25 protein-coding genes are annotated in these 23,870 nt (G+C 72.9%); 13 read left to right on the plus strand and 12 right to left on the minus strand.

Going from position 1 to position 23,870, the window contains the following annotated elements; translation table 11 throughout:
- Nucleotides 1-86: 86 nt before the first annotated feature.
- The 3 genes from ACIGDI_RS21185 to ACIGDI_RS21195 are packed head-to-tail and all read right to left on the minus strand — an operon-like array spanning nucleotide 87 to nucleotide 2,024.
- On the minus strand, nucleotides 87-617 hold the full coding sequence (locus tag ACIGDI_RS21185) for a PadR family transcriptional regulator (protein ID WP_399898668.1): 531 nt from the start codon (nucleotides 615-617) through the stop codon (nucleotides 87-89).
- A 25-nt stretch (nucleotides 618-642) separates the two neighbouring features.
- Entirely contained in the window at nucleotides 643-1,647 is a 1,005-nt protein-coding gene (locus tag ACIGDI_RS21190; RefSeq protein ID WP_399898671.1) for a hypothetical protein, read from the minus strand.
- Nucleotides 1,644-2,024, minus strand: coding sequence for a PadR family transcriptional regulator (locus ACIGDI_RS21195; protein ID WP_399898910.1), 381 nt, complete (start codon nucleotides 2,022-2,024; stop codon nucleotides 1,644-1,646). Before ACIGDI_RS21195 ends, ACIGDI_RS21190 begins: the two co-directional genes overlap by 4 nt.
- Before the next feature lie 336 nt (nucleotides 2,025-2,360).
- On the opposite strand from ACIGDI_RS21195, the gene ACIGDI_RS21200 reads away from it, so the two are divergent.
- The 4 genes from ACIGDI_RS21200 to ACIGDI_RS21215 all read left to right on the plus strand — a co-directional run bounded on the left by ACIGDI_RS21200 (nucleotide 2,361) and on the right by ACIGDI_RS21215 (nucleotide 7,311).
- Complete coding sequence (locus ACIGDI_RS21200) at nucleotides 2,361-3,536, plus strand: hypothetical protein (protein ID WP_399898674.1); 1,176 nt, start codon at nucleotides 2,361-2,363, stop codon at nucleotides 3,534-3,536.
- Nucleotides 3,537-3,628: 92 nt separating this feature from the next.
- Nucleotides 3,629-4,195 (plus strand): (2Fe-2S)-binding protein, encoded by a 567-nt coding sequence (locus tag ACIGDI_RS21205; RefSeq protein ID WP_399898677.1) that lies wholly within the window; start codon nucleotides 3,629-3,631, stop codon nucleotides 4,193-4,195.
- Nucleotides 4,192-5,184: an FAD binding domain-containing protein gene (locus ACIGDI_RS21210; protein WP_399898680.1), complete on the plus strand. Its 993-nt coding sequence runs from the start codon at nucleotides 4,192-4,194 to the stop codon at nucleotides 5,182-5,184. The genes ACIGDI_RS21205 and ACIGDI_RS21210 overlap by 4 nt, the downstream gene beginning before the upstream one ends.
- Before the next feature lie 21 nt (nucleotides 5,185-5,205).
- On the plus strand, nucleotides 5,206-7,311 hold the full coding sequence (locus ACIGDI_RS21215) for a xanthine dehydrogenase family protein molybdopterin-binding subunit (RefSeq protein ID WP_399898683.1): 2,106 nt from the start codon (nucleotides 5,206-5,208) through the stop codon (nucleotides 7,309-7,311).
- Nucleotides 7,312-7,410: 99 nt separating this feature from the next.
- On the opposite strand, the gene ACIGDI_RS21220 is transcribed toward ACIGDI_RS21215, so the two are convergent.
- Nucleotides 7,411-8,433 (minus strand): hypothetical protein, encoded by a 1,023-nt coding sequence (locus ACIGDI_RS21220; RefSeq protein WP_399898686.1) that lies wholly within the window; start codon nucleotides 8,431-8,433, stop codon nucleotides 7,411-7,413.
- A 229-nt stretch (nucleotides 8,434-8,662) separates the two neighbouring features.
- Between ACIGDI_RS21220 and ACIGDI_RS21225 the strand changes: the two genes are divergently transcribed.
- From ACIGDI_RS21225 to tgmB, 3 genes are all read left to right on the plus strand, one after another.
- The gene (locus tag ACIGDI_RS21225) at nucleotides 8,663-8,998 is read left to right on the plus strand and encodes a YkvA family protein (protein WP_399898689.1); all 336 of its coding nucleotides are present in this window, start codon (nucleotides 8,663-8,665) and stop codon (nucleotides 8,996-8,998) included.
- Between the two features lie 84 nt (nucleotides 8,999-9,082).
- Entirely contained in the window at nucleotides 9,083-9,274 is a 192-nt protein-coding gene (tgmA, locus tag ACIGDI_RS21230; protein ID WP_058921277.1) for a putative ATP-grasp-modified RiPP, read from the plus strand.
- Nucleotides 9,275-9,291: 17 nt separating this feature from the next.
- Nucleotides 9,292-10,275, plus strand: a complete 984-nt coding sequence (gene tgmB, locus ACIGDI_RS21235; protein WP_399898693.1) for an ATP-grasp ribosomal peptide maturase — start codon at nucleotides 9,292-9,294, stop codon at nucleotides 10,273-10,275.
- A 7-nt stretch (nucleotides 10,276-10,282) separates the two neighbouring features.
- Here the strand turns inward: tgmB and ACIGDI_RS21240 are convergent, their stop codons facing one another.
- On the minus strand, nucleotides 10,283-10,498 hold the full coding sequence (locus ACIGDI_RS21240; RefSeq protein ID WP_399898696.1) for a hypothetical protein: 216 nt from the start codon (nucleotides 10,496-10,498) through the stop codon (nucleotides 10,283-10,285).
- A gap of 150 nt (nucleotides 10,499-10,648) precedes the next feature.
- The gene (locus tag ACIGDI_RS21245; RefSeq protein WP_399898699.1) at nucleotides 10,649-11,101 is read right to left on the minus strand and encodes a DUF2269 family protein; all 453 of its coding nucleotides are present in this window, start codon (nucleotides 11,099-11,101) and stop codon (nucleotides 10,649-10,651) included.
- A gap of 178 nt (nucleotides 11,102-11,279) precedes the next feature.
- On the opposite strand from ACIGDI_RS21245, the gene ACIGDI_RS21250 reads away from it, so the two are divergent.
- Nucleotides 11,280-12,248, plus strand: a complete 969-nt coding sequence (locus ACIGDI_RS21250) for a GlxA family transcriptional regulator (protein ID WP_399898702.1) — start codon at nucleotides 11,280-11,282, stop codon at nucleotides 12,246-12,248.
- 13 nt (nucleotides 12,249-12,261) lie between these two features.
- On the opposite strand, the gene ACIGDI_RS21255 is transcribed toward ACIGDI_RS21250, so the two are convergent.
- A complete protein-coding gene (locus ACIGDI_RS21255; RefSeq protein ID WP_399898705.1) occupies nucleotides 12,262-12,513 on the minus strand; it encodes a DUF5133 domain-containing protein in 252 nt (83 codons plus the stop codon).
- A 169-nt stretch (nucleotides 12,514-12,682) separates the two neighbouring features.
- On the opposite strand from ACIGDI_RS21255, the gene ACIGDI_RS21260 reads away from it, so the two are divergent.
- Nucleotides 12,683-13,021, plus strand: coding sequence for a hypothetical protein (locus ACIGDI_RS21260; RefSeq protein ID WP_399898708.1), 339 nt, complete (start codon nucleotides 12,683-12,685; stop codon nucleotides 13,019-13,021).
- 21 nt (nucleotides 13,022-13,042) lie between these two features.
- Here the strand turns inward: ACIGDI_RS21260 and ACIGDI_RS21265 are convergent, their stop codons facing one another.
- Nucleotides 13,043-14,812 (minus strand): ABC transporter ATP-binding protein, encoded by a 1,770-nt coding sequence (locus ACIGDI_RS21265; protein WP_399898710.1) that lies wholly within the window; start codon nucleotides 14,810-14,812, stop codon nucleotides 13,043-13,045.
- A gap of 29 nt (nucleotides 14,813-14,841) precedes the next feature.
- Nucleotides 14,842-15,699, minus strand: a complete 858-nt coding sequence (locus ACIGDI_RS21270; protein ID WP_200700337.1) for an aldo/keto reductase — start codon at nucleotides 15,697-15,699, stop codon at nucleotides 14,842-14,844.
- A gap of 218 nt (nucleotides 15,700-15,917) precedes the next feature.
- Here ACIGDI_RS21270 and ACIGDI_RS21275 point away from each other — a divergent pair, with 218 nt between their 5' ends.
- Together ACIGDI_RS21275 and ACIGDI_RS21280 are read left to right on the plus strand one after the other, a co-directional pair.
- The gene (locus ACIGDI_RS21275) at nucleotides 15,918-16,811 is read left to right on the plus strand and encodes a Gfo/Idh/MocA family protein (RefSeq protein ID WP_399898713.1); all 894 of its coding nucleotides are present in this window, start codon (nucleotides 15,918-15,920) and stop codon (nucleotides 16,809-16,811) included.
- An 83-nt stretch (nucleotides 16,812-16,894) separates the two neighbouring features.
- The gene (locus ACIGDI_RS21280; protein ID WP_399898716.1) at nucleotides 16,895-17,995 is read left to right on the plus strand and encodes a PP2C family protein-serine/threonine phosphatase; all 1,101 of its coding nucleotides are present in this window, start codon (nucleotides 16,895-16,897) and stop codon (nucleotides 17,993-17,995) included.
- On the opposite strand, the gene ACIGDI_RS21285 is transcribed toward ACIGDI_RS21280, so the two are convergent.
- A complete protein-coding gene (locus tag ACIGDI_RS21285; RefSeq protein ID WP_399898719.1) occupies nucleotides 17,967-20,231 on the minus strand; it encodes an MMPL family transporter in 2,265 nt (754 codons plus the stop codon). The genes ACIGDI_RS21280 and ACIGDI_RS21285 overlap by 29 nt on opposite strands.
- 175 nt (nucleotides 20,232-20,406) lie before the next feature.
- Here ACIGDI_RS21285 and ACIGDI_RS21290 point away from each other — a divergent pair, with 175 nt between their 5' ends.
- Nucleotides 20,407-20,613 (plus strand): hypothetical protein, encoded by a 207-nt coding sequence (locus tag ACIGDI_RS21290; protein WP_399898722.1) that lies wholly within the window; start codon nucleotides 20,407-20,409, stop codon nucleotides 20,611-20,613.
- Between the two features lie 21 nt (nucleotides 20,614-20,634).
- Here the strand turns inward: ACIGDI_RS21290 and ACIGDI_RS21295 are convergent, their stop codons facing one another.
- Nucleotides 20,635-21,759 carry a sulfite oxidase gene (locus tag ACIGDI_RS21295; RefSeq protein ID WP_399898725.1) on the minus strand — a complete coding sequence of 375 codons (1,125 nt, stop codon included), beginning with the start codon at nucleotides 21,757-21,759 and terminating at the stop codon, nucleotides 20,635-20,637.
- A 156-nt stretch (nucleotides 21,760-21,915) separates the two neighbouring features.
- Between ACIGDI_RS21295 and sthA the strand changes: the two genes are divergently transcribed.
- Complete coding sequence (sthA, locus tag ACIGDI_RS21300) at nucleotides 21,916-23,319, plus strand: Si-specific NAD(P)(+) transhydrogenase (RefSeq protein WP_399898728.1); 1,404 nt, start codon at nucleotides 21,916-21,918, stop codon at nucleotides 23,317-23,319.
- 8 nt (nucleotides 23,320-23,327) lie between these two features.
- On the opposite strand, the gene ACIGDI_RS21305 is transcribed toward sthA, so the two are convergent.
- Nucleotides 23,328-23,819, minus strand: coding sequence for a DUF5709 domain-containing protein (locus ACIGDI_RS21305; protein ID WP_399898731.1), 492 nt, complete (start codon nucleotides 23,817-23,819; stop codon nucleotides 23,328-23,330).
- Nucleotides 23,820-23,870 lie beyond the last annotated feature (51 nt).

Raw genomic sequence — 23,870 nt, forward strand, 5'->3', positions numbered from 1 at the left:
ACGACCCCCTGCCCCGGGGCGGCACCCCGTCCGCTCGATAGTCTCTTCTGGACTATCGAGACGGTAGGGCCGCGCCGGCGTCGCGGTCAACGGTCCGTCGCGCGTTCCCCGCGTCGCTCCACCCACTGCCAGAAGTCGACCATCATCCGCTCGTAGCGGATCCCGAACTCCAGGGCCTCGCGCTGCCCCGGCGTCAGCAACCCGCCGACGCCGTCGGCGAGTTCCTCGTACTCCCCCAGGGTGCGGGCGTGCTCGTGCAGCTGGGTCGGGGCGAGCAGTTCGGGGCGGCCGCCGAACCAGAGCTTGAGGATGCCGCGCTCGCGGGCCTCGACGGGCACGAACTCCGGGTCGTCGAGCCACCGCCGCAGCGCGGTCCGGCCGGCGTCGGTGAGGGTCAGCACGCGCCGGTTGCGGCCGCTCTCCTGCCGTACCTGGGAGAGCAGTCCGGCGTCGAGGAGGCGGTCGCACTGGGCGTACACCTGCGCGTGCGGCACCGACCAGAAGGGGGCCACGGTCCGGGCCGCCTCCACCTTCACGTCGTACGGGCTCGCCTCGCCCAGCTTGTCGATGATGCCGAGCACCAGGTACGAGGAGGTGGTCAACCGGGGGTCAGACATGGGGCGACCGTACCGCCCCCTTCGGTCAGCGTGTCGCGAGGTCGCGCCTGGCCACGAGGGCGAGGGTCACGACGAGCAGGGTGAGCGCGGCCGTCTGCGCGAGCGCACCGCCGATGAAGGCGGCGGGCAGGGGCACGCCGAGCCACGGGGACAGGGCGGCCACCCGTACCGCCAGCAGAAGCAGGCCGAGCGCCGCCAGGGCCACGGCGCCGCAGCCGGTGCTCGTCGAGTCCGCGCGGCGGGCCCGCAGCAGCAGCCAGCCCAGCGCGCCGAGGACGAAGCAGGTGGCCGGGGCCCAGGCCGCATCGGCCAGGGCGGGCAGCAGCACGAGCGATCCGCCCATCACCACGCAGCAGGCGGTGTAGAGCATGCCGGGGGTGCCCGCGGGCAGGGCGGCCGGCGGGGCGTCCCGGTGGAACGCCGCGCACAGGGCGAGCGCCGGCAGCCAGGCCAGCAGCGCGCTGGCGACGGCGAACCACGGCTCCGAGGGGGCCCGTTCGGTCACCAGCGGCTCGACCAGCGGCCACAGGGTGGGCAGCGCGGCGAGCAGCACGGCCGCGCGGGCGAGACGCCGGCGGTCGTGGACCAGTGCGAAGAAGCCGACCGTCCACAGCAGCGGCAGCACCCACTGCGCGACCGCGACCACGCCCAGCAGCGCTCCGCGACCGGTGAACCCCGACAGGAACATGTCCCATTCGCGCCCGCCGTGCGTCGAGGACCAGGTCAGGTTGATGATCCGGTCGACGACGGCGGCGGCCGCCTGCAGCAGGACGGCGAAGAGTGCGAAGTGGCGCACGGCCGAGCCGAGCAGCGCGTACGGCCTCGGCGCGCCGGTGGCGGCCAGTCGGCTGCGCACGGCCAGGGCTGCCACGCTGGCGATCTCGCCCAGGGTGGGCCTGCTCTGGTCCTGCGTGTCGCGGTCGACGTCCCACAGGAAGACCTCGACCATCTCCTCCTCGCGGTCCTCGCGGTAGTAGGCGGGGAGCAGGCGCAGCACGGTGCGGTAGCGGGTTTCGAGCAGGGACGTCACGCCAGACCTCCTGCGAGTCCGGGACCGGTGGCGGGGTTGGCGGCCGGGTTCGCCGGCTGCGCGGGGCTCTTGCGGCCTTCGGCGATGCGCTGCTTGGCGGCGCTGGCTCCGGCGGCCATCCGCTCCGCCTCCGCGGCCAGGGCCCGCGTCCCGTCGTCGGTGACGCGGTAGTAGCGCCGGAGCCGGCCGTCGTGCACCTCCTCGCGGTCCAGCGCGATCAGCCCGTCCGCGGTGAGCCGGTCGAGCACGCCGTAGAGAGTGCCGACGCGCAACTGCACGTCGCCGCCGGAGAGTTCCTCGACCTCGCGCAGGATGCCGTAGCCGTGCCGGGGCTGGTCGGCCAGAGCGGTGAGGACGAAGAACGCCGCCTGGGTCATGTTCCTCGATGCCATACGGCCATGATATCTCGCCTTCCGATATATAGTGCGGCGGCGAGCAAGGCGGCGTGTCGTGGTCCCCGCGCGGACGGAGTCGTGGTCCCCGTACGGACGGAACAGGACCCGCCCCGAAGCGGATGGTGGGCGGGCCCTGTTCGCGGCGCCATTGTGGCCGGACCACCACCGCCAGGGGACGTGTGAAACACCGGGGCCTGACGTGGACCGCGCGCACCCCGAGTGCGCGGACCGCGTCCCGTGCGCCCGACCCCGCATGATCTCGGCCGAGCGGCGCAGAGATACTGGTGTCCGCACATGCCCCCGCCCTCAGATGGACTCATGCGCACTTCCCCGACCGCACGCCCGACACCATCGACCACCCTGTGGCTGGCCCGTGGCCGGCACACCGGCCCCGACGCGGCAGACGTCGTACGCCGCACGCTCCAGCGGCTCAAGAGCAGCGAGGTCATCGACGACCATCTGGAGGTGCCCGGCTCCGACGGCGACCCTCGGCAGATCTTCGAGGCGCGCTGGAAGGTCGCCGGGACGGTGACCGTGCGCGCCCGGCTGACACTGGCCCCGCCGGTCGAGGACGGACGCGACTGGGTGCTGGCGGCGGAGGCGGAAAGCGCGTGGGACCGGGGATGGCCCTCTCCCGCCACGATGTTCTGGCCCGACGAGCCCGACGTCGCCTGGGACCACGAGCCCGGCACCGGACTGCGGTTCCGCGAGGCCGCCCATCTGCCGGCGGACGACGACAAGGAGATCCGGCGGCTGCTGCGGAGCTCGGTGCGCGCCGGCTGGAGCGTCAACTTCGTCGTGCACGAGGCGATGACGCCCGACGAGCGCGGCCGGCGTCCGCTCGGCACGTTCCTGCCGCCGTCCCTGCGCCACCGCGTCCTGGAGCACCGCGCCGCCCCCGAGCAACTGCGCATCGTCAACCGCGCGCTGCGCGAGTTCGGCGTGCAGGTCCCGCGCGGCGGTGCCGTCGTGCTGCCACCGGACCCCGCCCCCGAGGGCTTCGAGGCGGACGTTTTCTCGATCCGTACGGTCTTCCTCGACGGCTCGCGCCCGGACGAGCTCGTCGACGCGCTGACCCGTTACGCCGCCCTCCCCCAGCCCCTGCCGGAGGGGGCGGAGGAGGCCGTCGCCGAACTGCGCGACGAGTGGCGGCTGATGACGCTGGAGGAGCAGCTCGACCACGAGCGCAGGCTGGTCGCCATGTACGCGGAGGCGCTGGAGGCCATGACGAAGTCGCGGGACCTGTACCGCGAGGCCGCCGAGCGCGCGCACGAGGCGCTGGCCGTCTACCGGGAGGCCGGCGTCGAGATCCCTGCACAGCCGCAGCCTCCCGCGACGCCGCCGCCCGGCTCCCCCTTGCAGCAGCTGACGCGGACCTTCGAGCGCCTGAAGTTCTCGGCCAAGACACTGCGGCCCGCGGCCGGCCCCGACCGCGAGGTCGGGGAACCGGCCGGGAACGGCACGGACGAGCGGATCCGGTCGACGGACGACTGACCCCTGTCGCTTCCGGGGCGGATGTGTCAGCCCGCGCAGTCTGGATACGCGGTCTGCACGGCATCCGAGCCCGTCCCGGAAGGTCCCCCGCCATGGGCAGCAACCACAGCCTCCGGGCTGGACAGGGCACCACCAGCCCTCCCCACCAGTCCTCCGTCACGCTGCGGGTCAACGGCAAACCGCACACCCTCACCGTCGACCACCGGCGCGTCCTGCTGGACGTGCTGCGCGAGGACCTGGGCCTGTTCGGCGCCAAGAAGGGCTGCGACCACGGCCAGTGCGGGGCCTGCACCGTCCTGGTGGACGGCCGTCGCGTCAACGCCTGCCTGCTGCTCGCGGTGACCCTGGACGGCCGCGACGTCACGACCGTCGAGGGGCTCGCCGACGACGGGGAGGAGCTGCACCCGCTGCAGCGGGCCTTCCTCGACCGCGACGCCTTCCAGTGCGGATACTGCACCCCCGGCCAGCTCTGCTCCGCCGTCGGCATGCTCGCCGAGGCCGAGGCGGGGCACCTCTCCCGCGTCACCGATCCCGGCACCCCCTCCGGCCGGCCGGTCCCGCTGGGCCGGGAGGAGATCCGCGAGCGGCTCAGCGGCAACCTGTGCCGCTGCGGCGCCTATCCGCGGATCGTCGACGCGGTCGAGGACGTGATCCCGTGAAGGGCTTCGCGTACGTACGGCCGTCGAGCGTCGAGGAGGCCACCGCCGCGTTCGCCTCCCTGCCCGGCGCCCGCTACCTCGGCGGCGGCACCAACCTCGTCGACCTGATGAAGCTCGGCGTCGAACAGCCCGCCGCCCTCGTCGACGTCGGCCGCCTCCCCCTGGACACGGTGGAGGACCTGCCCGACGGCTCGCTGCGCGTGGGAGCCCTCGTCCGCAACAGCGACCTCGCCGCCCATCCTGCCGTCCGCGACCGGTACCCCGTCCTGTCCCAAGCCCTGCTCGCGGGCGCCTCCGGGCAGCTGCGCAACGCCGCCACCACCGGCGGCAACCTGCTGCAACGCACCCGCTGCCCCTACTTCCAGGACGTGACCAAGCCGTGCAACAAGCGCGAGCCGGGCAGCGGCTGCGGAGCGCGGGACGGCGTCCACCGCGATCACGCGGTCCTCGGGCACTCCGAGGCCTGCATCGCCACCAACCCGTCGGACATGGCCGTCGCGCTGTCCGCACTGGACGCGCGCGTCGAGCTGTACGGCCCCGACGGCACGCGGGACGTCCCCGCCGCCGAATTCCACCGGCTGCCCGGTGACCGTCCGGAGCGGGACACCGAGATCCGCCCCGGTGAGCTGATCACCGGGGTGCTGCTGCCCGGGTCGACGGCCGGGCTGCGGTCCCTGTACCGCAAGGCCCGGGACCGGGCCTCGTACGCCTTCGCCCTGGCCTCCGTGGCCGCGGTGCTGGACGTGCGCGGCGGGGTCGTCGCCCGGGCCGGGATCGCGTTCGGGGCGCTGGCCCACCGGCCCTGGCGGGCCCGCACCGCCGAGGAGGCGCTGGTGGGCGCGGCGCCCACCGCCGCCGCGTTCGAACGCGCCGTCGACCTCGAACTGTCCGCCGCCCGGCCACTGCGGGACAACGCCTACAAGGTGCCGCTCGCCCGTTCGCTCGCCCTGGACGTCCTGACCCGGCTCGCCGAGCCCGCCGGGACCTGAACCGGTATCCGAGGAGACCTCATGGTCCGCACCGCCGCCGTGGGCGCACCGGCCGAGCGCCGGGAAGGCCGGGAGAAGGTCACCGGCACCGCCCGCTACGCCGCCGAACACGTCCGCCCCGGCCGCGCCCACGCCTGGCCGGTGCCCGCCGCGATCGCACGGGGCACGGTGACCGCCGTCGACACCGCCGCCGCCCTGAGCCAACCCGGGGTGCTGGCCGTCCTCACGCACGAGAACGCCCCGCGCCTGACCGAACCCGACGATCCGGTGCTCGCGGTGCTGCAGAACCCGCGGGTGCCGCACCACGGCTGGTTCGTGGCGCTCGTGGTGGCCGAGACGCTGGAGGCGGCCCGGGCCGGGGCCGCGGCGGTCCGGGTCACGTACGACACGCAGGACCACGACGTCACGCTCACCGAGACGCATCCCGGCGCCTACGTCCCCGAGAAGGCCAACGGCGGCTACCCCGCGATCCGCGAACACGGCGACCCCGACGGCGCCTTCGGCTCCTCGGCCGTCCGCGTCGACGTCCGCTACCGGGTGCCGCCGCTGCACAACCACCCGATGGAACCGCACGCGAGCACCGCGCTGTGGGACCACGACCGGCTCACCGTGCACACCTCCAGCCAGGGCTCGACCGTCGTACGGGCCACGCTCGCCGCCCTCTTCGAGCTTCCCGAGGAGCGTGTCACCGTCGTCGCCGAGCACGTGGGCGGCGGTTTCGGCTCCAAGGGCACACCACGCCCCGACGTGGTGCTCGCCGCGATGGCCGCACGGCAGACGGGCCGTCCGGTCACCGTGGCCCTGCCGCGCCGGTACCTGCCGGCCGTGGTCGGGCACCGGGCGCCCACGCTGCACCGGCTGCGCCTCGGCGCGCGCGCCGACGGCCGGCTCACGTCCCTGATCCACGAGGTCACCACCCACACGTCCCGCGTCAAGGAGTTCGTCGAGCAGGCCGCCGTACCCGCACGGATCATGTACGCCGCGCCGGACAGCAGGACCCTCCACCGCGTGGCGCCGCTGGACGTGCCCACACCGTCGTGGATGCGGGCGCCGGGCGAGGCACCGGGCATGTACGCGCTGGAGTCCGCGATGGACGAGCTGGCCTGCGAACTCGGCATGGATCCGGTGGAGTTGCGGATCGTCAACGAGCCGGAGACGGAACCGGACAGCGGCAAGCCGTTCAGCAGCAGGCATCTCGTCGAGTGCCTGCGCGAGGGCGCGCGCCGCTTCGAGTGGGCGCGCCGCGACCCGCGCCCGCGCTCCCGCCGCGCCGGACCGCTGCTCCTCGGCACGGGCGTGGCCGCCGCCTTCTACCCGGCCCTCGTGCAGCCGTCCACTGCGACGGCCCGGGCCCTGCCCGACGGGACGTTCCTGGTGCGGATCAACGCCGCCGACATCGGCACGGGGTCGCGCACCATGCTCGCGCAGGTCGCGGCCGACGCCCTCGGCGTGGAGCTCGAACGGGTCCGCACACAGGTCGGCAGCAGCGATCTGCCCCCGGCCTCCCTGGCCGGCGGCTCGTCCGGCACGGCCTCCTGGGGCTGGGCGGTCCACGACGCGTGCGCCGGGCTGGCGGCGGCCCTGCGCGAACACGCCGGGCCGCTGCCCGCCGAGGGCCTGGAGGTCCGTGCCGACACCGCGGGACGGGCCGACGCCGACAGCCCCTGGTCCCGCCACGCCTTCGGTGCGCACTTCGCCGAGGTCGCCGTCGACACGGTCACCGGCGAGGTCCGGGTGAGCCGGCTGCTCGGGGTGTACGCCGCCGGGCACATCCTCAACTCCCGTACGGCGCGCTCCCAGTTCGTCGGCGGCATGACCATGGGCCTCGGCATGGCGCTGACCGAGGGCAGCACCGTGGACGCCGCCTTCGGCGACTTCACCGAGTCCGACCTGGCGTCGTACCACGTGCCCGCGCACGCCGACGTCCCCGACATCGAGGCGCACTGGATCGACGAGGACGATCCCCACCTCAACCCCATGGGCAGCAAGGGCATCGGGGAGATCGGCATCGTCGGAACGGCCGCCGCCATCGGCAACGCCGTCCATCACGCGACCGGCGTGCGCCTGCGCGAACTGCCGCTCACGCCGGACCGGGTGCTGCCCGCGGCCGCATCGGGGCGGCCGTAGGCGAGCGACACCGGGGAGTACCGCCGATCAGTCAGCCGAGGATCGGCGGCGCCTTTCGGCTCGGCGCGCCCGGCGCGGTCGCGTCCAGCCCCGCCGTAGTCACTCCGCCCGGCGCCGGGCCGGCTCCAGCGGCCGCACCGCCGCGCTGAGCAGCGGCGCCTGGGAGGCCAGCCGTACGCCCAGTGCCATGAGGGCCGCCAGGCACGCGCAGACGGCGGCCAGGCCGGCCACCCAGCTCGGCGCGAGTGTGAGGTCGAGCGCCCGGGACAGCTGGTCCGAGCGGAACCGTCCTTCGTAGAGCCGGCCCGCGGCCAGCACCGCCGGTACCACGACGGCCACCGCGAGCGCGGCGAACGTGGGCCGCAGGATCAGCAGTGCGGCGAGCACCGCGCACAGGGCCGACACGCCGAGCGCCATGCCGTACGTGCGCGGTGCCACGCCGTCCCGGTGGACCGGGAACCAGAGCATCGCGCACAGCAGGAGCGCGGTGGCGGCGACGAGGGCCGGCCAGGCGTGGCGCGAGGCGGGCCGGGGCGGTGTGCGGCTGAACCGCCGTGGCGCCCTGCCCTCCTGGGGTGGGCCCGGGACCTCGGGAGCGGGCGCGGGGGGTGCGCCCTCCGCGACGCCTTCCCTCTCGTCCTGCGGTTCCGTCTCCGGGAGGGCCGCCTGCGCGTCCCGTTCCTGGCTCAGGCGGCCGATGAGTTCGACCAGTTCCTCCACCGGCCGCGCGGTGGCGGCCACGCGTGCCGCCTCCTGCCCGCAGTGGGGTTCGACCGGCGTCCGGTGCAGCAGCGCCATCAGCCGGGTCACCTCCTCCACCGGGCGGCTCCCGGCCGCGGCGCGGATCGCCTCGTCGGCGCTCTCGGGGTCACGCGGTGGCCGGGTCAACAGGGCGACCAGACGGGTGACGTCCTCCACGGAGCGGTCGGTGCCGACCGCGCGAAGGGCGTCGACGGTGGCGCGCGCGTACTGCGGGGACTGCTCCAGGAGGGTGATCAGATGGGCGACCTCCTCCAGTGGCCGGTCGGCGACCGCGGCGTGCACCAGAGCGCCTACCGGGTCGCTGTGGAGGGTGGCTATGGAGGTGCCGTTGGGATCGGGGGACGACGAGCGGATGCTCATGTGCTGTGCTCCATGCGAGAAAGGGCGTGGTTCGGCAGCTCTCGGGCCGTCGACACGGTTGACGCGACGTTACGTGGCACTACCACGGGTCACCACCGCACCGGGCCACTCGGGTGACCCGCGTGTGAACCGCCGCGGTGCGGCCGGAAAGGCGGCAGGACGTACGAAGCCCGGATGCGGGAATCCGACCAGGGGCGGGCCGCTCGGCGCGCCGGACGGAGGAAGATCCGTGGATACGACCACGACCGTGATCGTCATCGCCGCGGTCCTCGCGGCACTCGTGCTCGCGGCGGCCGTCGCCGTGCTGGTCCGCCTGGTGCGGACCCGGCGCGATCTGAGCAGAGCCGGTCTGCCGACCGGGCCGCGCTGGGTTTTCTGGGGGGCCGTCCTCTACTTCGTACTGCCGACGGACCTGTTGCCCGACCCCATCTATCTGGACGACATCGGCGTCCTTCTCCTCGCCCTGCACAATCTGCGTGCGCCACTTCGCGGGATGTATGGCCACAAATCCCCCTTGACTACGCAGAGTAAGGAAACCAATCACCCGTTCGATTCGTATAAGTGACTGGAAGGGCAAGGCAGTCGGCGGACCAGCGCCGTCCCGGAGGGGGGACGGTCTGGTCGGCGCAGCACCGACGAGGGAGACACGATGCAACCGTTCGCGCTCAACTACGCACGTCCGGCGGTGGAGTTGGAGGCCACGACTCCGTACGCCTACGACGGCGCGCTGCAGTTGAACGTGCTCATGGACGGCCGGGTCGCCGCGAGCGACCTCGCACTGCTGAGAGAACTGGGGACCACGACCTCCACGGCCGGTTCCAAGACTCACTTCGACGACTGAACGCGGAACCGCCCACGATGACCGTGCTGATCCTGACCTGTGAAGAGGATGTGACCGCCGACATGGTGGTGGTGCACCTCAACGCGTCCGGGGTCCCGGTGGTCCGGCTGGACCCGGCGGACCTCCCCGGCGGTGTCGCGCTGTCCGGTGAGTACGTGCACGGGTCCTTCCGCGGCCACCTCCAGTCCGCGGGGCGGCTGGTGAGCATCGCCGGCCTGCGCTCCATATGGGTGCGCAGGCCGGGCGCCCCGGCCGCGCGGGCTCCGCAGTCCTCCGACTGGCTGACCGAGGAGTCGTCGCAGGCGCTGTACGGCATGCTCCGCGGCAGCGGGGCCCGTTGGATGAACCATCCGGACGCGGCCCGGCAGGCCCGGCACAAGCCGTGGCAGTTGCGGCTGGCCCAGGACTGCGGGCTGCCCGTGCCGGCCACCCTGATCACGACGTTCCCGCAGGCGGCGCGGGAGTTCGCGGAGCGCTACCCGGACCTGGTGGTCAAGCCGGTCTCCGGGGCGCACCCGCAGGATCCGCCCCGGGCGGTGCCGACCAGCAGGGTGGCGCCGGACACGGACTTCTCCGCCGTGGCCTTCGGGCCCACCCTGCTGCAGCGGCGCGTCGCCAAACGGGCGGACATCCGGCTGACCGTGGTGGGCGAGCGGATGCTGGCGGCCCGCAAGGCGACGGCGGCGGACGCCGACCCCGACGCGGTGGACGTGCGCTTCGCGCCCGGGGACGTGCCGTGGCGGCCGGCCGAGGTGCCGCCGCGCGTGGCCGAGGCGGTCCGCTCCTATATGGCGCGGGCGCAACTGGCGTACGGCGCCTTCGACTTCGCCGAGGACGCCGACGGGATGTGGTGGTTTCTGGAGTGCAACCAGTCGGGACAGTTCGGCTTCGTCGAGGTGGAGACCGGCCAGCCGATCGCCCGCGCCGTCGCGGAGTGGCTCGCCCAGCCCGGCCCGGAGCCCGGCGCCCGGGTCGACGACGCCGACGCCTCGGTGTGTTGAGGGGCGGTCAGTGGGGCAGCGAGCCGGGCAGCAGCGCCGTCCGCTGCCATCCCGCGCCCGGCGCGGTGGGCCGCTCGGGCGTCAGGCCCGCGCCGAAGGACTGCAACGGCCGCATGGCGTACTCCAGTTCGCGGCTGACGCGCTCGGCCTCCCTGCGGGTCTGAAGGGGGATGTCGCCGCGCTCGGCGACGAGCCGGTCGTAGATGGGGGAATCCTGAAACACCCTCGACGCGCCTTTCGTATGCCGGCCCATAGGTATGGGCACAGTTGTCGAGTGTAAGCGCCCCCGCACACCGCGGTGTGAATTCCGCGGAGCACCAGGGCCCTTCCGCTGGATCCCCGCGGAGTCGCGACGACCGGGCCGGGCCGTGGGTCAGGCCCCCGTGGTGGAGCCCGGGCGGACGATCATCAGCACGGTCACGGCGGCCCACAGCAGGTTGAACACCCCGGTGAACATGGCCAGTCGCACGGTGACCGGCCGCTCCACGGGCCGCCCCGCGTCCAGTTCCGCGAGGAGTTCGTCCTGGCGGGGCAGCACGAAGGCGATCAGGAGGCCGGCCGCCACGGCGGTGAGGGTGATGGACGCCACCAGCCATCCGCTGCCCAGCACGCCCATCGCGGCCGCGGTGGCGAACCCCAGGGCGGGCACGGCGATCCCGATGCCCGAGTAGACCCGGCAGATGCGGTGCAGCAGCCGCACCGTGTGCACCGCCGCCTCCCCGTCGGCCCGGCGGGCCGCGGGCGGGAACATGCTCGCGGCGACGGCCACCGGCCCCACGGCCATGATGGCGGCCAGGACATGGAGGGTGAGCAGCAGCTTGGTCATCGGGGGCCTTTCGGAGAGGTGCGGTGGCCGGGTCCGCGCTCACGCTAAGGATCTTCGGAGGTACACCACAGAGGCTGGAACGACAGGTTCCAACGGGTTCTCGCCAACGCCGTCGTCAGCGATTTTCGGCAGGAGCCCAGGCCATGAGCGAGGCGTGAATCCGCCTATCGTGGCCCTCATGCACTCCGTCGCGATCCTCGCGCTCGACCAGGTGGTGCCGTTCGATCTGGCGGCGCCCATGCAGGTCTTCGACTGGGCGCGGCTGCCGGACGGCCGCCGCCCCTACCGGGTGCGGGTGTGCGCCCAGTCGCCGGATGTGCTGGGGGACGGTCTGGTCCTGCGGGTGGACCGGGGGCTGGACGCCCTGGCGGACGCCGACACGATCGTCGTGCCGGGCCGGGCGCCGGGAGCCGGGCCGACGCCCGAGCCCGTGCTGGCGGCGCTGCGCCGGGCGGCCGCCGCGGGGACGCGCATCGCGTCGGTGTGTGCGGGCGCGTTCGTGCTGGCTGAGACCGGGTTGCTGGACGGTCTGCGTGCCACCACGCACTGGATGGCGGCCGCCGACCTCGCGCGCCGCCACCCGAAGGTCGAGGTCGAGCCGGACGTGCTCTACGTCGACAACGGCCAGATCCTCACCTCGGCCGGCGCCGCGGCGGCCCTGGACATGTGCCTGCACATGATCCGCCGGGACCTCGGCTCGGCGGTGGCCGCGGACGCGGCCCGCATGTGTGTGATGCCGCTCGAACGGGAGGGCGGACAGGCCCAGTTCATCGTCCACGAGCAGCCCCCGGTGCCGCGCGGCTCGACCCTCGAACCGGTCCTGGAGTGGATCGAGGACAACCTGGCGGGCGAGATCACCCTGGCCGCGATGGCCGCGCGGTGTGGGATGAGCGAGCGGACCTTCAGCCGGCGCTTCCGGGAGCAGACGGGGACGACGCCGCTGCAGTGGCTGCTGCGGGTCCGGGTGCGGCGGGCCCAGTACCTGCTGGAGAACAGCGACCGCCCGATCGAACGGATCGCGCGTCAGGCGGGGTTCGGCTCACCGACGGCGTTCCGCGAGCGGTTCCGCCGGGTGGTCGGCACCACCCCGCAGGCGTACCGCGCCGCGTTCCACGGACGCGCGGCCCTCGCGGGCGCACGTCCTTGAGACGGGCGCTCCGTCAGGCGGCGTGCGACAGGCAGTCGTCGCCGCAGCCGCTCCCGGCCCTCATCCGCCGCGCCGCGCTGAGCAGGGCATCGGCCCGCTCGATCGCGTCCCGCACGTCGGTGGTTCCCGTCATGGCGCACAGCCTGCGGCTGACGTCCACCAACTCCCGTGTCGTACGCGGTGTGCTCCGCTCGGCCTGCGCGATGCGCAGCGACGCGTAGCGGGTGAGCAGCGATCTGACGGCCTTCGGGTCCGCAGCGAGCACGAAAACACCCTTCTCTCGGTTTTCGCCTCGTGTTCCCTGACACAGCGGACTCAACCCCATCCACAGTCACTCGTATCACAATTGACGCAATATCGCCCTCGATCCGATTCCCCGCCCGCTATGAGTCGTTGTACACAGAGCTACGTTCCCGGCACGAACGGTGACCATCATGAACGGATCCGGCCGCCTCCTCTGCGCTCTGTACCTCGCCACCAGCGGCGGGCTCGCCTGCACCACAACCCTCGAGTACCGCGGCGGCGGTCCGCTGTGGGCCGTGTTCCTGTGCGCCGCCGCGGCCGTGGTCCCCGTGATCGCCGTCGTACGGGAGACGCTCATCGCCGAACTGCGCACGGCCGGCGCCGGGCGGCGCCGGCCCGTGCGGTCGGCCGCCGACGACATCGTCCGGGAGAATCTGGACGCGGCGTGCTGCGAACGCTGGTGGACCAGCCTGGGCACCGCCCACGACGCGGTCTGCCCGCACCGGGTGCCGCGCAGCAGCGCCGCCTGAGACGGGCGGCGCCGCCGCGGATCAGGCGACCTGCCCGCCGTGCAGGTGCGTGTAGGCCCCGCCGCGGCGCAGGAGTTCCTCGTGGGTCCCGGTCTCCAGGATGCGGCCGTCGCCCATCACGACGATCCGGTCCGCGCCGCGCACGGTGGACAGCCGGTGCGCCACCACGAACGTGGTCCGGCCGCGCAGCAGCCGGGCCGGCGCCTGCTGGACGAGGGCTTCGGAGCGGGTGTCCAGGGCCGAGGTCGCCTCGTCCAGGACCAGCACCCTGGGGTCGCGGATCAGGGCGCGGGCGATGGCGAGGCGCTGGCGCTGTCCGCCCGACAGCCGGGCCCCGCGTTCGCCGACGAGGGTGTCGAGGCCCTGCGGCAGCCGGTCGACGAACTCCAGCGCGTTGGCGTCGCGCAGCGCGGCGCGCACGGTCTCCTCGTCGGCGTCGTCCATGCCGTAGGCGACGTTCTGGCGGATCGTGCCGTCGAAGAGGATCGACTCCTGCGGTACGACCGACACGAAGCGCCGGTACGTGCGCAGGTCGAGGGTGTTCATGTCGGTGCCGTCGAGCAGCAGCCGGCCGGAGGTCGGCCGGATGAAGCCGATGACGAGGTTGAGCACGGTGGACTTGCCGGCCCCGGACGCGCCGACCAGGGCGACGGTCTCGCCCGGCCGGACGCACAGTTCGAAGTCCCGTACGGCGGGCCGCTCGCCGTCCTCGTAGGCGTGGGAGACGCTCTCGAAGGCGACCGCGCCGCGCACCGAGGTCACCTCCGTCCGGCCCTCGTTGTCCTCCAGTTCGGGCGCCTGCAGCACCTCGCCGACCGAACGGACCGACTCGAGGCCCTTGGTGATGACGGGGGCCAGGCCCGCCAGCGTCGTCGTGGAGTTGGTGAGCGTGGTGAGGAACGCGCTGAGCATCACGACGTCGCCGGGGGTGACGCCCCAGACGTCGTAGTACGACACCAGCGCGGCGCCGGCTAGGACCAGCACGCCGACCACGTTGAGCACCACCCAGGCCAGCGAGCCGAAGCGGCCGTTGACGAGGTCGAGGCGCATTCCGGAGGTCAGCAGCCTGCTCAGGGTGCCGTCCATGCGGCGCAGCGCCTTGCCCTCCAGACCGTGGGCGCGGGGGACCGGGATGAGGCGGGTCATCTCCGAGACACGGGAGGACAGGGTCTCGACCTCGTGCCGGAAGCGCTCGTTGTGGGTGCGCAGGCGGGCCCGCAGCCGGGCCACCACGAGTGCGGCGGCCGGGACGACGACCACGAAGACGGGGACGAACTCCGGTGTGCGTACGGCGATGATGACCAGGCCGCCGGTCAGCACCGTGATGGCTCCGAGTCCCGTCTCGGCGGTCTGCTGCACCATCTGCTCGACCGTCTCGACGTCCCGGACGACCTTGGCCTGCAGGACGCCGGCGCTGACGCGGGAGTGGTAGCCGATGGACAGCTGCTGCATGCGGGTGCACAACGCCGAGCGCAGCGCGGTGCCCATGCGCCGGACGCTGCCGTACAGGAGGCGGACGTAGAGGACGTGCAGCGGATAGTTGATCACCAGGATGAACAGGATGATCCCGGTGCTCAGCAAGAGGCGTTCGATCGGCTGGTGCTGGACGACCGTGTCGATGATGGACGCCGTGATCAGGGGCAGCAGCCAGACGGGGCTGTGTTTGACGGTGAACACGCCGACCGCCGCCCAGAGGCTGCGGCGGTCGGCGCGGAAGAGGTATCCGAGGGTGCGGACGGGGTGTTCGTCGCGGTAGCGGTGGTCGAGGGGTCTTTCCGACGACAACGCCATCGGCGGGGGTCCTCCGTGGTGACCGGGTCTCAGACGGCGTCGAGCTGCGCGAGCTCCTCCGAGCCGAGTTCGAGGTCGACGGCCGCGAGGGAGTCGAGGATCGTCTCCGGACGGCTGGCGCCCGGAATGGGCACCACGACCGGGGACTTGGCGAGCATCCACGCCAGGCACACGCGCTGCGGGCTCACCCCGTGCGCCTCGGCGACACGGGCGAACGGCGCGTAGGCGGAGCCCAGTTCGCCCGCTCGGGAGATGCCGCCCAGGGGGCTCCAGGGCAGGAAGGCGATGCCGAGCTCGTCGCACAGCTCCAGTTCGGGCTCGCTGGAGCGGAACGCCGGGGAGAACTGGTTCTGCACGGAGACCAGCCGGCCGCCGAGGATCTCCTGCGCCTGCCTGATCTGCTGCGGGTCGGCGTTGGAGATGCCCGCCATGCGGATCTTGCCCTCGTCCAGCAGGTCGCGGATCGCGCCGACGGACTCGGCGTACGGCACCCTCGGGTCGGGGCGGTGGAACTGGTAGAGCCCGATGGCCTCCACGCCCAGCCGGCGCAGGGAGCCCTCGCAGGCCTCCTTGAGGTACCGCGGGCTGCCGTCGAGGGTCCAGCTGCCGTCACCGGGCCGCAGATGGCCGCCCTTGGTGGCGACCAGGACGTCCTTGCCCCGGTCGTGGGAGGCGAGGGCCTTGGCGATCAGGGTCTCGTTGTGGCCGACCTCGTGGGCGTCCCGGTGGTAGGCGTCCGCGGTGTCGATCAGGGTCACGCCGGCGTCCAGGGCGGCGTGGATGGTGGCGAGGGAGCGTGCCTCGTCCGGCCTGCCCTCGATGGACATGGGCATCGCGCCCAGCCCGATCGCGCTGACCTCGACGTCCCCGATGCGGCGGGTGTGCATGTGGTCGTGACCTCTTTCGCCTGGGTGAGGGGGTACCGGAACACCTCCAGCCTGGACCGCCCGCGGGTCGGAGGTCCAATAGAGGAAAGAGAACGGATTCAGCAGCCGGGGCGCTGAATGGCGGCACCCGTCGACACGGTTGCGCGGTCGGCAGGTCGGTGTGCGACGCTCACAGCCGGACGGCCGCCACGGGGGCGGCACGGCGGAGAGGCGGCGGCATGCGCATCGGACTGCTCGGTACCGGCCCCTGGGCGGCCATGGCACACGCGCCCGCCCTGAGCGAGCATCCCGCAGTGGACTTCACCGGGGTGTGGGGGCGCCGCTCGTCGGCCGCGAAGGAACTCGCCGACCGGTTCGGCACCCGTGCCTACGACGACGTCGACGCGCTGTTCGCCGACGTGGACGCCGTGGCCGTGGCGCTGCCGCCCGCCGTCCAGGCCGAACTCGCGGTGCGCGCGGCGCGGGCGGGCCGCCATCTGCTGCTGGACAAGCCGCTCGCGACGACGGTGGAGCAGGGGCGGGCCGTCGTCGACGCCGTACGCGAGGCCCAGGTCGCCTCGGTCGTCTTCTTCACCAGCCGCTTCGTGACGGGGACCGAGGCGTGGATCTCCGCGCAGGCGGAGATGGGCGGCTGGTTCACCGCGCGGGCGGAGTGGCTGGGATCGCTGTACGGCAGCGACAGCGACAGCCCGTTCGCCGCCTCGCCGTGGCGGCGGGAGAAGGGCGCGCTGTGGGACGTGGGCCCGCACGCGCTGTCCGTGCTGCTGCCGGTGCTCGGCGACGCCCGCCGCGTGACGGCCGCGGCGCCCGGCCCCGGCGACACCGTCCACCTGGTCCTCGACCACGCCGGCGGCGCGTCGAGCAGCCTCACCCTCAGCCTGTCGGCCCCCGCCGCGGCGGGGGGCACCGCCGTCGAACTGCGCGGCGAGTCGGGCGTGGCCGTGCTGCCCACGAGTGAGGAAGGCGCCGTCACCGCTCTGGTCCGTGCCGCGGACGCCCTGCTGACGGCCGTCGGCACGGGCCGGCCGCACGCCTGCGACGCGGCGTTCGGGCTGCGGGTCACGGAGATCCTGGCCGAGGCCGAGGCCCTGCTGGACGGCCGTACCGGCTGACGCGGCATCACCGCCTGTCCCCTGTCCGGCGCCTCCGGCATGCGCTCGCCGCCCCGCCGTAGGAGCGTGGTGGTGTGGAGAGGGTGGCCGTCGTGTCAGCGCGCCGGGACCGTGGCCGGCGGGGCTGGCTGCGGGGCGCGCCGCCGCCGTGGTGGGTGAAGGCCCTGCCGCTCGTCCTGATCGCGGGCGTGTGCACGGCGACGCTGATCAGCCCCGACCCGCTCGACATCGGGTTCCTGCTGGGCGCGATCCCGCCGCTGGCCGTCCTGTCGTACGGTCCCTGGGGGACCGCGGCTCTCGGTGCCGCCGTGGTCGCCGTGCTCAACGTGCCGGCCTTCCAGCTCGACTCCCCCGGCAACACCGACCTGCTGACCATCGTCTTCGTGGCCGGACTGAGCGTGTTCGTGTCGTACGTGCGCAGTCACCGCGACGCCCAGCTGGACCTGGAGCGCACGGTCGCCGAGGCGGCGCAGCGCGCGGTCGTGCCGCCGCTGCCGGAGCGCGTCGGCGCGGTGCGCTGCGCAGGGCTGTACCGGGCCGCGCAGCGCGGAACGCTGGTGGGCGGCGACTTCTTCGACGTGCGGGAGGGGCCGTACGGCGTGCGGGCCGTGCTCGGCGACGTGCAGGGGCACGGGCTGTCGGCGATCTCCACGGTGGCCTCCCTGCTCGGCGCCTTCCGGGAGGCGGTCCTGGACCAGCCGGACCTGGAGTCGGTCGCCGCCCGTCTCGACCGCAGGCTGGTGGTGGACTCCGCGTCGTCGCGGTACGCCGAACTGTTCGCGACGGCCGTGCTGCTGGAGTTCTCCCGGGACGCGCGCTCGGTGCGGCTGGTCTCCTGCGGGCATCCGGCGCCTCTGCTGCTGCGCGGGCGGGAGGCCACCGAGGTTCAGCTCACCGCGTGGACGCCGCTCGGGCTGGGCCTGCCCGACGGCGGCCGGCCCGCCGGGCTGACGCTGCGGCTGGAGCCCGGGCACAGCCTGTTCCTGGCGTCGGACGGCGTCAGCGAGGCGCGGGACGGCGACGGCACCTTCTACCCGCTGCCCGACCGCCTCGAGGCCCTGGCCGACAGCGACCCGGCGGTGCTGGCCGAGCGGGTCTGGACGGATCTCGTGCGCTACTGCCCCGCCGTCGCGGACGACGTGACGATGCTCGTCCTCACGCCCGGGTCACCGGACGGCCGCTGACGTCCTCCTGGCCGGCGGCCTGCTCCTGGTCTCCCTCGGCGTCGATGTGCGGCAGGATCCTGTCGAGCCAGCGCGGTGTCCACCAGGCACGCGGCCCCAGCAGCGTCATCACGGCCGGCACCATCAGCAGGCGCACCACGGTCGCGTCGATGAGCACGCTCACGGCGAGGCCGAGTCCGAGCATCTTGACCACGATGTTGTCGCTGACGATGAAGGCCGCGAAGACACTCACCATGATCAGGGCGGCGCAGGTGATGACCCGGGCGGTGATCTCCAGCGCGTGGGCGACCGACGCCTTGGCGTCCCCGGTGCGCAGCCAGGCCTCGTGGACGCGGGAGAGCAGGAAGATCTCGTAGTCCATGCTCAGTCCGAAGATGATGGCGAACATCATCATCGGCACATAGCTCTCGATGGGCACCTTGCCGTTGACGCCCAGCGCGGGGCCGCCCCAGCCCCACTGGAAGACGGCCACCACGACGCCGTACGAGGCCCCGATGGACAGGACGTTCAGGACGGCCGCCTTCACCGCGACGAGCAGACCGCGGAAGACGGCGAGGATGATCAGGAAGGCCAGTCCGACCACGACCGCGATGATCAGCGGCAGCCGGTCGGCGACGATGTCGCGGAAGTCGACCTGGGCCGCGGTGGTGCCGGTGACGTAGCCCTTGGCGGACGTGCCGGAGACGGCGTCGGGGAGGGTGGTGTGGACCAGCCGGTTGGCCAGGTCCGTGGTGGTGGCGCTCTGCGGGGACTCCTTGGAGTAGACCGTGCCGACCAGGACGTCCCCGTCCTTGGTGGGCGTCAGTTGGGTGACCGTGGAGGCCCCGGCGACGCCGTCGAGGGTCTTCTGGGCCTGGGAGGACAGGTCGGAGCGCTTGGAGGAGGGGACGCCGCTCTGGTCGATGACGACGGTGAGCGGACCGTTGGAGCCGGGCCCGAAGGCGTCGGTCATCAGGTCGTAGGCGCGCCGGTCGGTGAAGGACGTGGGGTCGGCGCCGTCGCCGATGTGCCCGAGCTGGATGGAGAGCAGCGGGATCGCGAGGACGACGACGGTCGCCACGCCCGCCGCCAGGAACTGCCAGGGCCGGTGCTCCACGCGCTGCGCGTAGCGGTGCCAGGCGCCGTGCGGTGCGGCTCCGGGCTCGGCGTCGGTCTCGGCGACGGGCCGGCGCACGTGGTAGCGGTCGATGCGTCTGCCGATCAGCCCGAGCAGGGCGGGGACCAGGGTCAGCGCGGCGGTGACGGCCGAGACGACCGTCACGGCGGCGGCCAGGCCGAGTTTGCCGATGAAGCTCACGCCGGACGCGTACAGGCCGGCCAGTGCGATGATCACGGTGCAGCCGGAGACGAGGACGGCCCGTCCGCTGGTGGCGGTGGCGTGTCCGGCCGCGCGCACCGGGTCGGCGCCGTTCATGAGGTTCTGGCGGTGACGGGTGATCAGGAACAGGGCGTAGTCGATGCCCACGCCGAGGCCGATCATCGTGGCGAGGGTCGGCGAGACGGTGGCGAACTCGAACGCCGCGGCGAGCAGGCCGAGGCAGGCGAGTCCGCCCACCGCGCCGACCAGCGCGGTCAGCAGGGGCAGACCGGCGGCGATCACGCTGCCGAAGCCGATGAGGAGCACGACGATCGCGACGCCGAAGCCGATCAGCTCGCTCACCCGGTCGTCGGGTGCGGGCCGGGCCAGCTCGCCGAGCGGTCCGCCGTACTCGACCTGCGCCCCGGCCGAGCGCAGTGGCTGGACCGCCTTGTCGACGCCGTTCAGATAGCCGTCGCCGAGGGTGGAGGGCTGGGTGTCGAAGCGGACGGTGATGTAGGCGGTCTTCCCGTCCGAGGAGAGCGGGCCGACTTTCGACGCGGGTGTGGACAGCGGGTTCTGGGCGGACAGGACGTGCGGCAGTTTCTGCAGGTCGCCGACGGTGCTGGACATCTGTGAGCTGAGTGAGCCCAGGGACTTGTCGGCGTCGTGGAGCACGATCTGGCTGCTGTATCCACCCGCCGCGGGATCGTGTTTCTTGAGGACGTCGAGGCCCTGCTGGGACTGGACCCCCGGCAGGGAGAAGTTGTCGGAGTAGTCGCCGCCGAGGGTGCGGTTGAGGACCTGCAGGGCGACGAGCGCGACCAGCCATGCCACGATGACGACGAGGAAGTGCCGGGCGCACCACTGCCCCAGCCGCCGCAGGACACCTCCGTCGGCGGTCCCCGCTTCCCCCGGTGTGGTCTTCGTCGGTGGCATGGCCTGGTCTCTTTCGTCGGCCAGACATTCGTCTACTCATTAGACGCCCGTCCTGTCACTCCGGCATCTCGGGTCTCCTCCGGATGCAGGCGGGGCCCGGGCGTTGAATGGTGATATCGGAACCGGGTACCGCACCGGGACCGAAGAAGAGATCCGGACACGAGGAGCAGAGATCATGCCGATGTCACAGCCCGACGCGTCCGCGTCGTCCGAGGACCGCGTCACTCCGGACGCACTGCTCCACACCCGTACCGGCACCGATGTGTCGCCGGAGGACCTCGTCCTCGCGGCCGGCAAGGACATCACACCGCGCAGCCTGGAATGGGCCAGGCACAAGCTGGAGACCGAGGGCGAAGCGGCCATGGAGAAGCTGCTGCCCTAGGTGTGCCGTCCGGTCGCGGGGTCAGCCCTCCTGCGCCAGGCACAGGACCGGGACGCGCTGCACCAGGTTGTTGGCGAAACCGCCGCGGTTCCAGGGCTGTTGGAGCGGCTGGGTGTGGCCCTCGGCGTCGGTGGCCCGGGCGCTGAGCTCGTACTCGCCCTCGGCCGCCGTCCACACGAAGTGCCAGCGGCGCCACGCCCACGGCCGGCCGTCGTCCGGTTCCAGCTCGGCCTCCCGCCAGGTGCGTCCCGCGTCCGTGCTGACGTCGACGCGGGTCACCGGCGCCCGACCCGACCAGGCACGTCCTTCGAGCGGCACTGTCCCGGGCCGCACCACCCTGGCCCGGGACATGAAGTCGGGGAACCCGGGCGGGACGAGCAGCGCGCGGGGCACGATCCGGGTGACCGCCTCGCCCTCCTCGCCGGACTCCTGGCGCAGCCGGTAGGCGACGGACTGCTGGAAGCCGGTGAACGGCGCGTCGGTGACGGTGACTTCGCGCAGCCACTTCACGTGCGCCATGCCGTACCAGCCGGGCACGATCAGCCGGAGCGGGCGGCCGTGCTGCGGCGGCAGGGGGGCGCCGTTCATCGCGTGGGCGACCAGCACCTCGGGCTCGGTGCCCGTGGCCACGTCGATCGGCAGGGACCGCTGGTAGTCCTGCTCGACCCCGCGCTCCACACCGTGGTCGGCGCCGGTGAAGACGACGTCGACGGCGTCCGCGTCCACTCCCGCCTCGGCGAGCAGCAGTCGCAGCGGTACGCCGGTCCACTCGGCGGTGCCGACCGCCTCGACCAGCCAGGGCTGGCTGACGGGGCGGGGCGTCAGCAGTGCCCGGCCGTTGCCCGCGCACTCCAGGGTCACCCGGGTGGTGACCTGGGGAAACCCTCTGAGGTCGGCGAGGTCCAGGTGCAGCGGCCGGTAAACGCGGCCCGTGACGCTCAGTCGCCAGGCCGTGTCGTCGGGGACGTAGGGGATGTCGTAGTGGGTGAGCACGTAGTGCAGGCCGGGCGGGGTGACGTCGTAGCGGAGCGCTTCCAGCGGCAGGCCGTGGTTGCGGGTGGCCAGCGCCAGTTCGTCCCGGCCGATGCCCTCGTCGGGGGCGGCCAGCCGGGCGGGGCTGCTTGTGTCGGCGAGTCGATGGCCCATGGGCGCATTCTCGCGCCCGCCGGCCGGATCGGCACCTCCTCGGGCGCGCCGGCGGACAACTGCCGGACGATCGATAGGGGGTTCGGATCGATCAATGGGCATCCGTTGACCGTTCTCCCTTTCTAAGAGGGCCTTCGGGCTGACAGACTTCCGAGGGTGCCCGACTTCGACATACTCGTCATCGGATCCGGCCCGGGCGGCCAGAAGGCCGCCATCGCCGCGGCCAAGCTCGGCCGCCGGGTCGCCGTCGTCGACCGCCCCGACATGGTCGGCGGGGTCTCCATCCACACCGGCACCATCCCCTCGAAGACCCTGCGCGAGGCCGTGCTGTACCTGACCGGCCTCACCCAGCGGGATCTGTACGGGCAGAGCTACCGGCTCAAGGACGACATCACCGTCGCCGACCTGACCGCCCGCACCCAGCACGTGGTGGGCCGCGAGGTCGATGTCATCCGCAGCCAGCTCTCCCGCAACCAGGTCGCCCTCTTCGCGGGCACGGGACGGTTCGTCGATCCGCACACCGTCGCGCTGCGCGAGGTGACCGGCAACGAACGCCTGCTCAGCGCCGAGAACATCATCATCGCCACCGGCACGCGGCCGGCGCGGCCCGACAGCGTCGAGTTCGACGGCCGTACGATCATGGACTCCGACAACGTCCTGGAGCTCGAACGTGTCCCGCGCTCCATGGTCATCGTGGGTGCCGGGGTCATCGGCATGGAGTACGCCTCCATGTTCGCCGCGCTCGGCAGCAAGGTGACGGTGGTGGAGAAGCGGGCCGGGATGCTCGACATGTGCGACATCGAGATCATCGAGGCACTCAAGTACCACCTGCGGGATCTCGCCGTGACCTTCCGGTTCGGTGAGACCGTCGCCGCGGTGGAGCGTCATGCGCGCGGCACGCTCACCCTCCTGGAGAGCGGCAAGAAGATCCCCGCCGACGCCGTGATGTACTCGGCCGGCCGGCAGGGTCTGACCGACGAACTCGACCTGGACAAGGCCGGGTTGTCGGCGGACCGGCGCGGCCGGATCACGGTCGACGAGCACTACCGCACCGAGGTGCCGCACATCTACGCGGTCGGTGACGTCATCGGCTTCCCCGCGCTCGCGGCGACGTCGATGGAGCAGGGCCGTTCGGCGGCCTACCACGCCTGCGGGGAGCCGGTCGGACAGATGGACGGCCTGCAGCCCATCGGCATCTACACCATCCCCGAGATCAGCTTCGTGGGCCGGACCGAGGACCAGCTCACCGAGGACAGCGTGCCGTTCGAGGTGGGCATCTCCCGCTACCGCGAACTGGCCCGCGGCCAGATCATCGGCGACTCGCACGGCATGCTGAAGCTGCTGGTCTCCCCCGAGGACCGCAGGCTGCTCGGTGTGCACTGCTTCGGCACCGGCGCCACCGAGCTGATCCACATCGGGCAGACCGTGATGGGGTGCGGCGGCACCGTCGACTATCTGGTCGACGCGGTGTTCAACTATCCGACGCTGGCGGAGTCCTACAAGGTCGCCGCCCTGGACGCCACCAACCGGCTGCGGCAGATCGACCACATCGGCGACTGACCGCCGGATCAGCCGCCGGGCAGCTCCGCGTCGTCCTCGACGACGTCGTCCTCGACGACATGCACGGCCGCCTCCTCGGCGCCGGCGGCCCCGCCGTCGATGCCCACGTCGGAGGCGATCGTCTCCTTGGTGGTGTCGGGGTGGGCGCCCTCGTCGGGGGCGACCAGGCGGCCCGCGCGGTCCGTGCCGGCCTCGGGGTCGAGCGGTTCGCCCTCGCCGCCGGGGAGGTCGCCGATCTCGTCGCCGAGCGGCGGCGTGATATCGGGGACCTCTTCGGCGAGCCGTTCGTCGAGGGTCTCGCCCTCGTGCTGTTCGGCCGCGGTCGTGCCGTGCTTGTTGACGCCGAGCGGCTTCTCCGGCGGGGAGTAGCCCTCGTCGAGGGTGGTGTCGTAGTCGCGTTCGTCGAGGGCGTCCTGCAGGTCGAGCGGCGCCGCGTCCTCCTGCTCCTCGTTGGTTCCGGTGGGCTGGTAGGCGTCGTCGGCCATCGGGTCGGTACCCATGCATACCTCCTGGCGCACTGCGGCGGATCGCTTCGTACGGTGTCCTGATCC

It is taken from the genome of Streptomyces sp. NPDC085900 (assembly GCF_044540925.1).
Classification (GTDB): Bacteria; Actinomycetota; Actinomycetes; order Streptomycetales; family Streptomycetaceae; genus Streptomyces; species Streptomyces gilvifuscus.

What these genes read in the sequence shown, in the direction of transcription:
- ACIGDI_RS21185 (WP_399898668.1), bottom strand. Translation starts at nt 617, where the DNA reads ATGTCTGACCCCCGGTTGACCACCTCCTCGTACCTGGTGCTCGGCATC.
- ACIGDI_RS21195 (WP_399898910.1), bottom strand. Translation starts at nt 2,024, where the DNA reads ATGACCCAGGCGGCGTTCTTCGTCCTCACCGCTCTGGCCGACCAGCCC.
- ACIGDI_RS21200 (WP_399898674.1), top strand. Translation starts at nt 2,361, where the DNA reads ATGCGCACTTCCCCGACCGCACGCCCGACACCATCGACCACCCTGTGG.
- ACIGDI_RS21205 (WP_399898677.1), top strand. Translation starts at nt 3,629, where the DNA reads ATGGGCAGCAACCACAGCCTCCGGGCTGGACAGGGCACCACCAGCCCT.
- ACIGDI_RS21215 (WP_399898683.1), top strand. Translation starts at nt 5,206, where the DNA reads ATGGTCCGCACCGCCGCCGTGGGCGCACCGGCCGAGCGCCGGGAAGGC.
- ACIGDI_RS21220 (WP_399898686.1), bottom strand. Translation starts at nt 8,433, where the DNA reads ATGAGCATCCGCTCGTCGTCCCCCGATCCCAACGGCACCTCCATAGCC.
- tgmA (WP_058921277.1), top strand. Translation starts at nt 9,083, where the DNA reads ATGCAACCGTTCGCGCTCAACTACGCACGTCCGGCGGTGGAGTTGGAG.
- tgmB (WP_399898693.1), top strand. Translation starts at nt 9,292, where the DNA reads ATGACCGTGCTGATCCTGACCTGTGAAGAGGATGTGACCGCCGACATG.
- ACIGDI_RS21245 (WP_399898699.1), bottom strand. Translation starts at nt 11,101, where the DNA reads ATGACCAAGCTGCTGCTCACCCTCCATGTCCTGGCCGCCATCATGGCC.
- ACIGDI_RS21250 (WP_399898702.1), top strand. Translation starts at nt 11,280, where the DNA reads ATGCACTCCGTCGCGATCCTCGCGCTCGACCAGGTGGTGCCGTTCGAT.
- ACIGDI_RS21260 (WP_399898708.1), top strand. Translation starts at nt 12,683, where the DNA reads ATGAACGGATCCGGCCGCCTCCTCTGCGCTCTGTACCTCGCCACCAGC.
- ACIGDI_RS21265 (WP_399898710.1), bottom strand. Translation starts at nt 14,812, where the DNA reads ATGGCGTTGTCGTCGGAAAGACCCCTCGACCACCGCTACCGCGACGAA.
- ACIGDI_RS21270 (WP_200700337.1), bottom strand. Translation starts at nt 15,699, where the DNA reads ATGCACACCCGCCGCATCGGGGACGTCGAGGTCAGCGCGATCGGGCTG.
- ACIGDI_RS21275 (WP_399898713.1), top strand. Translation starts at nt 15,918, where the DNA reads ATGCGCATCGGACTGCTCGGTACCGGCCCCTGGGCGGCCATGGCACAC.
- ACIGDI_RS21285 (WP_399898719.1), bottom strand. Translation starts at nt 20,231, where the DNA reads ATGCCACCGACGAAGACCACACCGGGGGAAGCGGGGACCGCCGACGGA.
- ACIGDI_RS21290 (WP_399898722.1), top strand. Translation starts at nt 20,407, where the DNA reads ATGCCGATGTCACAGCCCGACGCGTCCGCGTCGTCCGAGGACCGCGTC.
- ACIGDI_RS21295 (WP_399898725.1), bottom strand. Translation starts at nt 21,759, where the DNA reads ATGGGCCATCGACTCGCCGACACAAGCAGCCCCGCCCGGCTGGCCGCC.
- ACIGDI_RS21305 (WP_399898731.1), bottom strand. Translation starts at nt 23,819, where the DNA reads ATGGGTACCGACCCGATGGCCGACGACGCCTACCAGCCCACCGGAACC.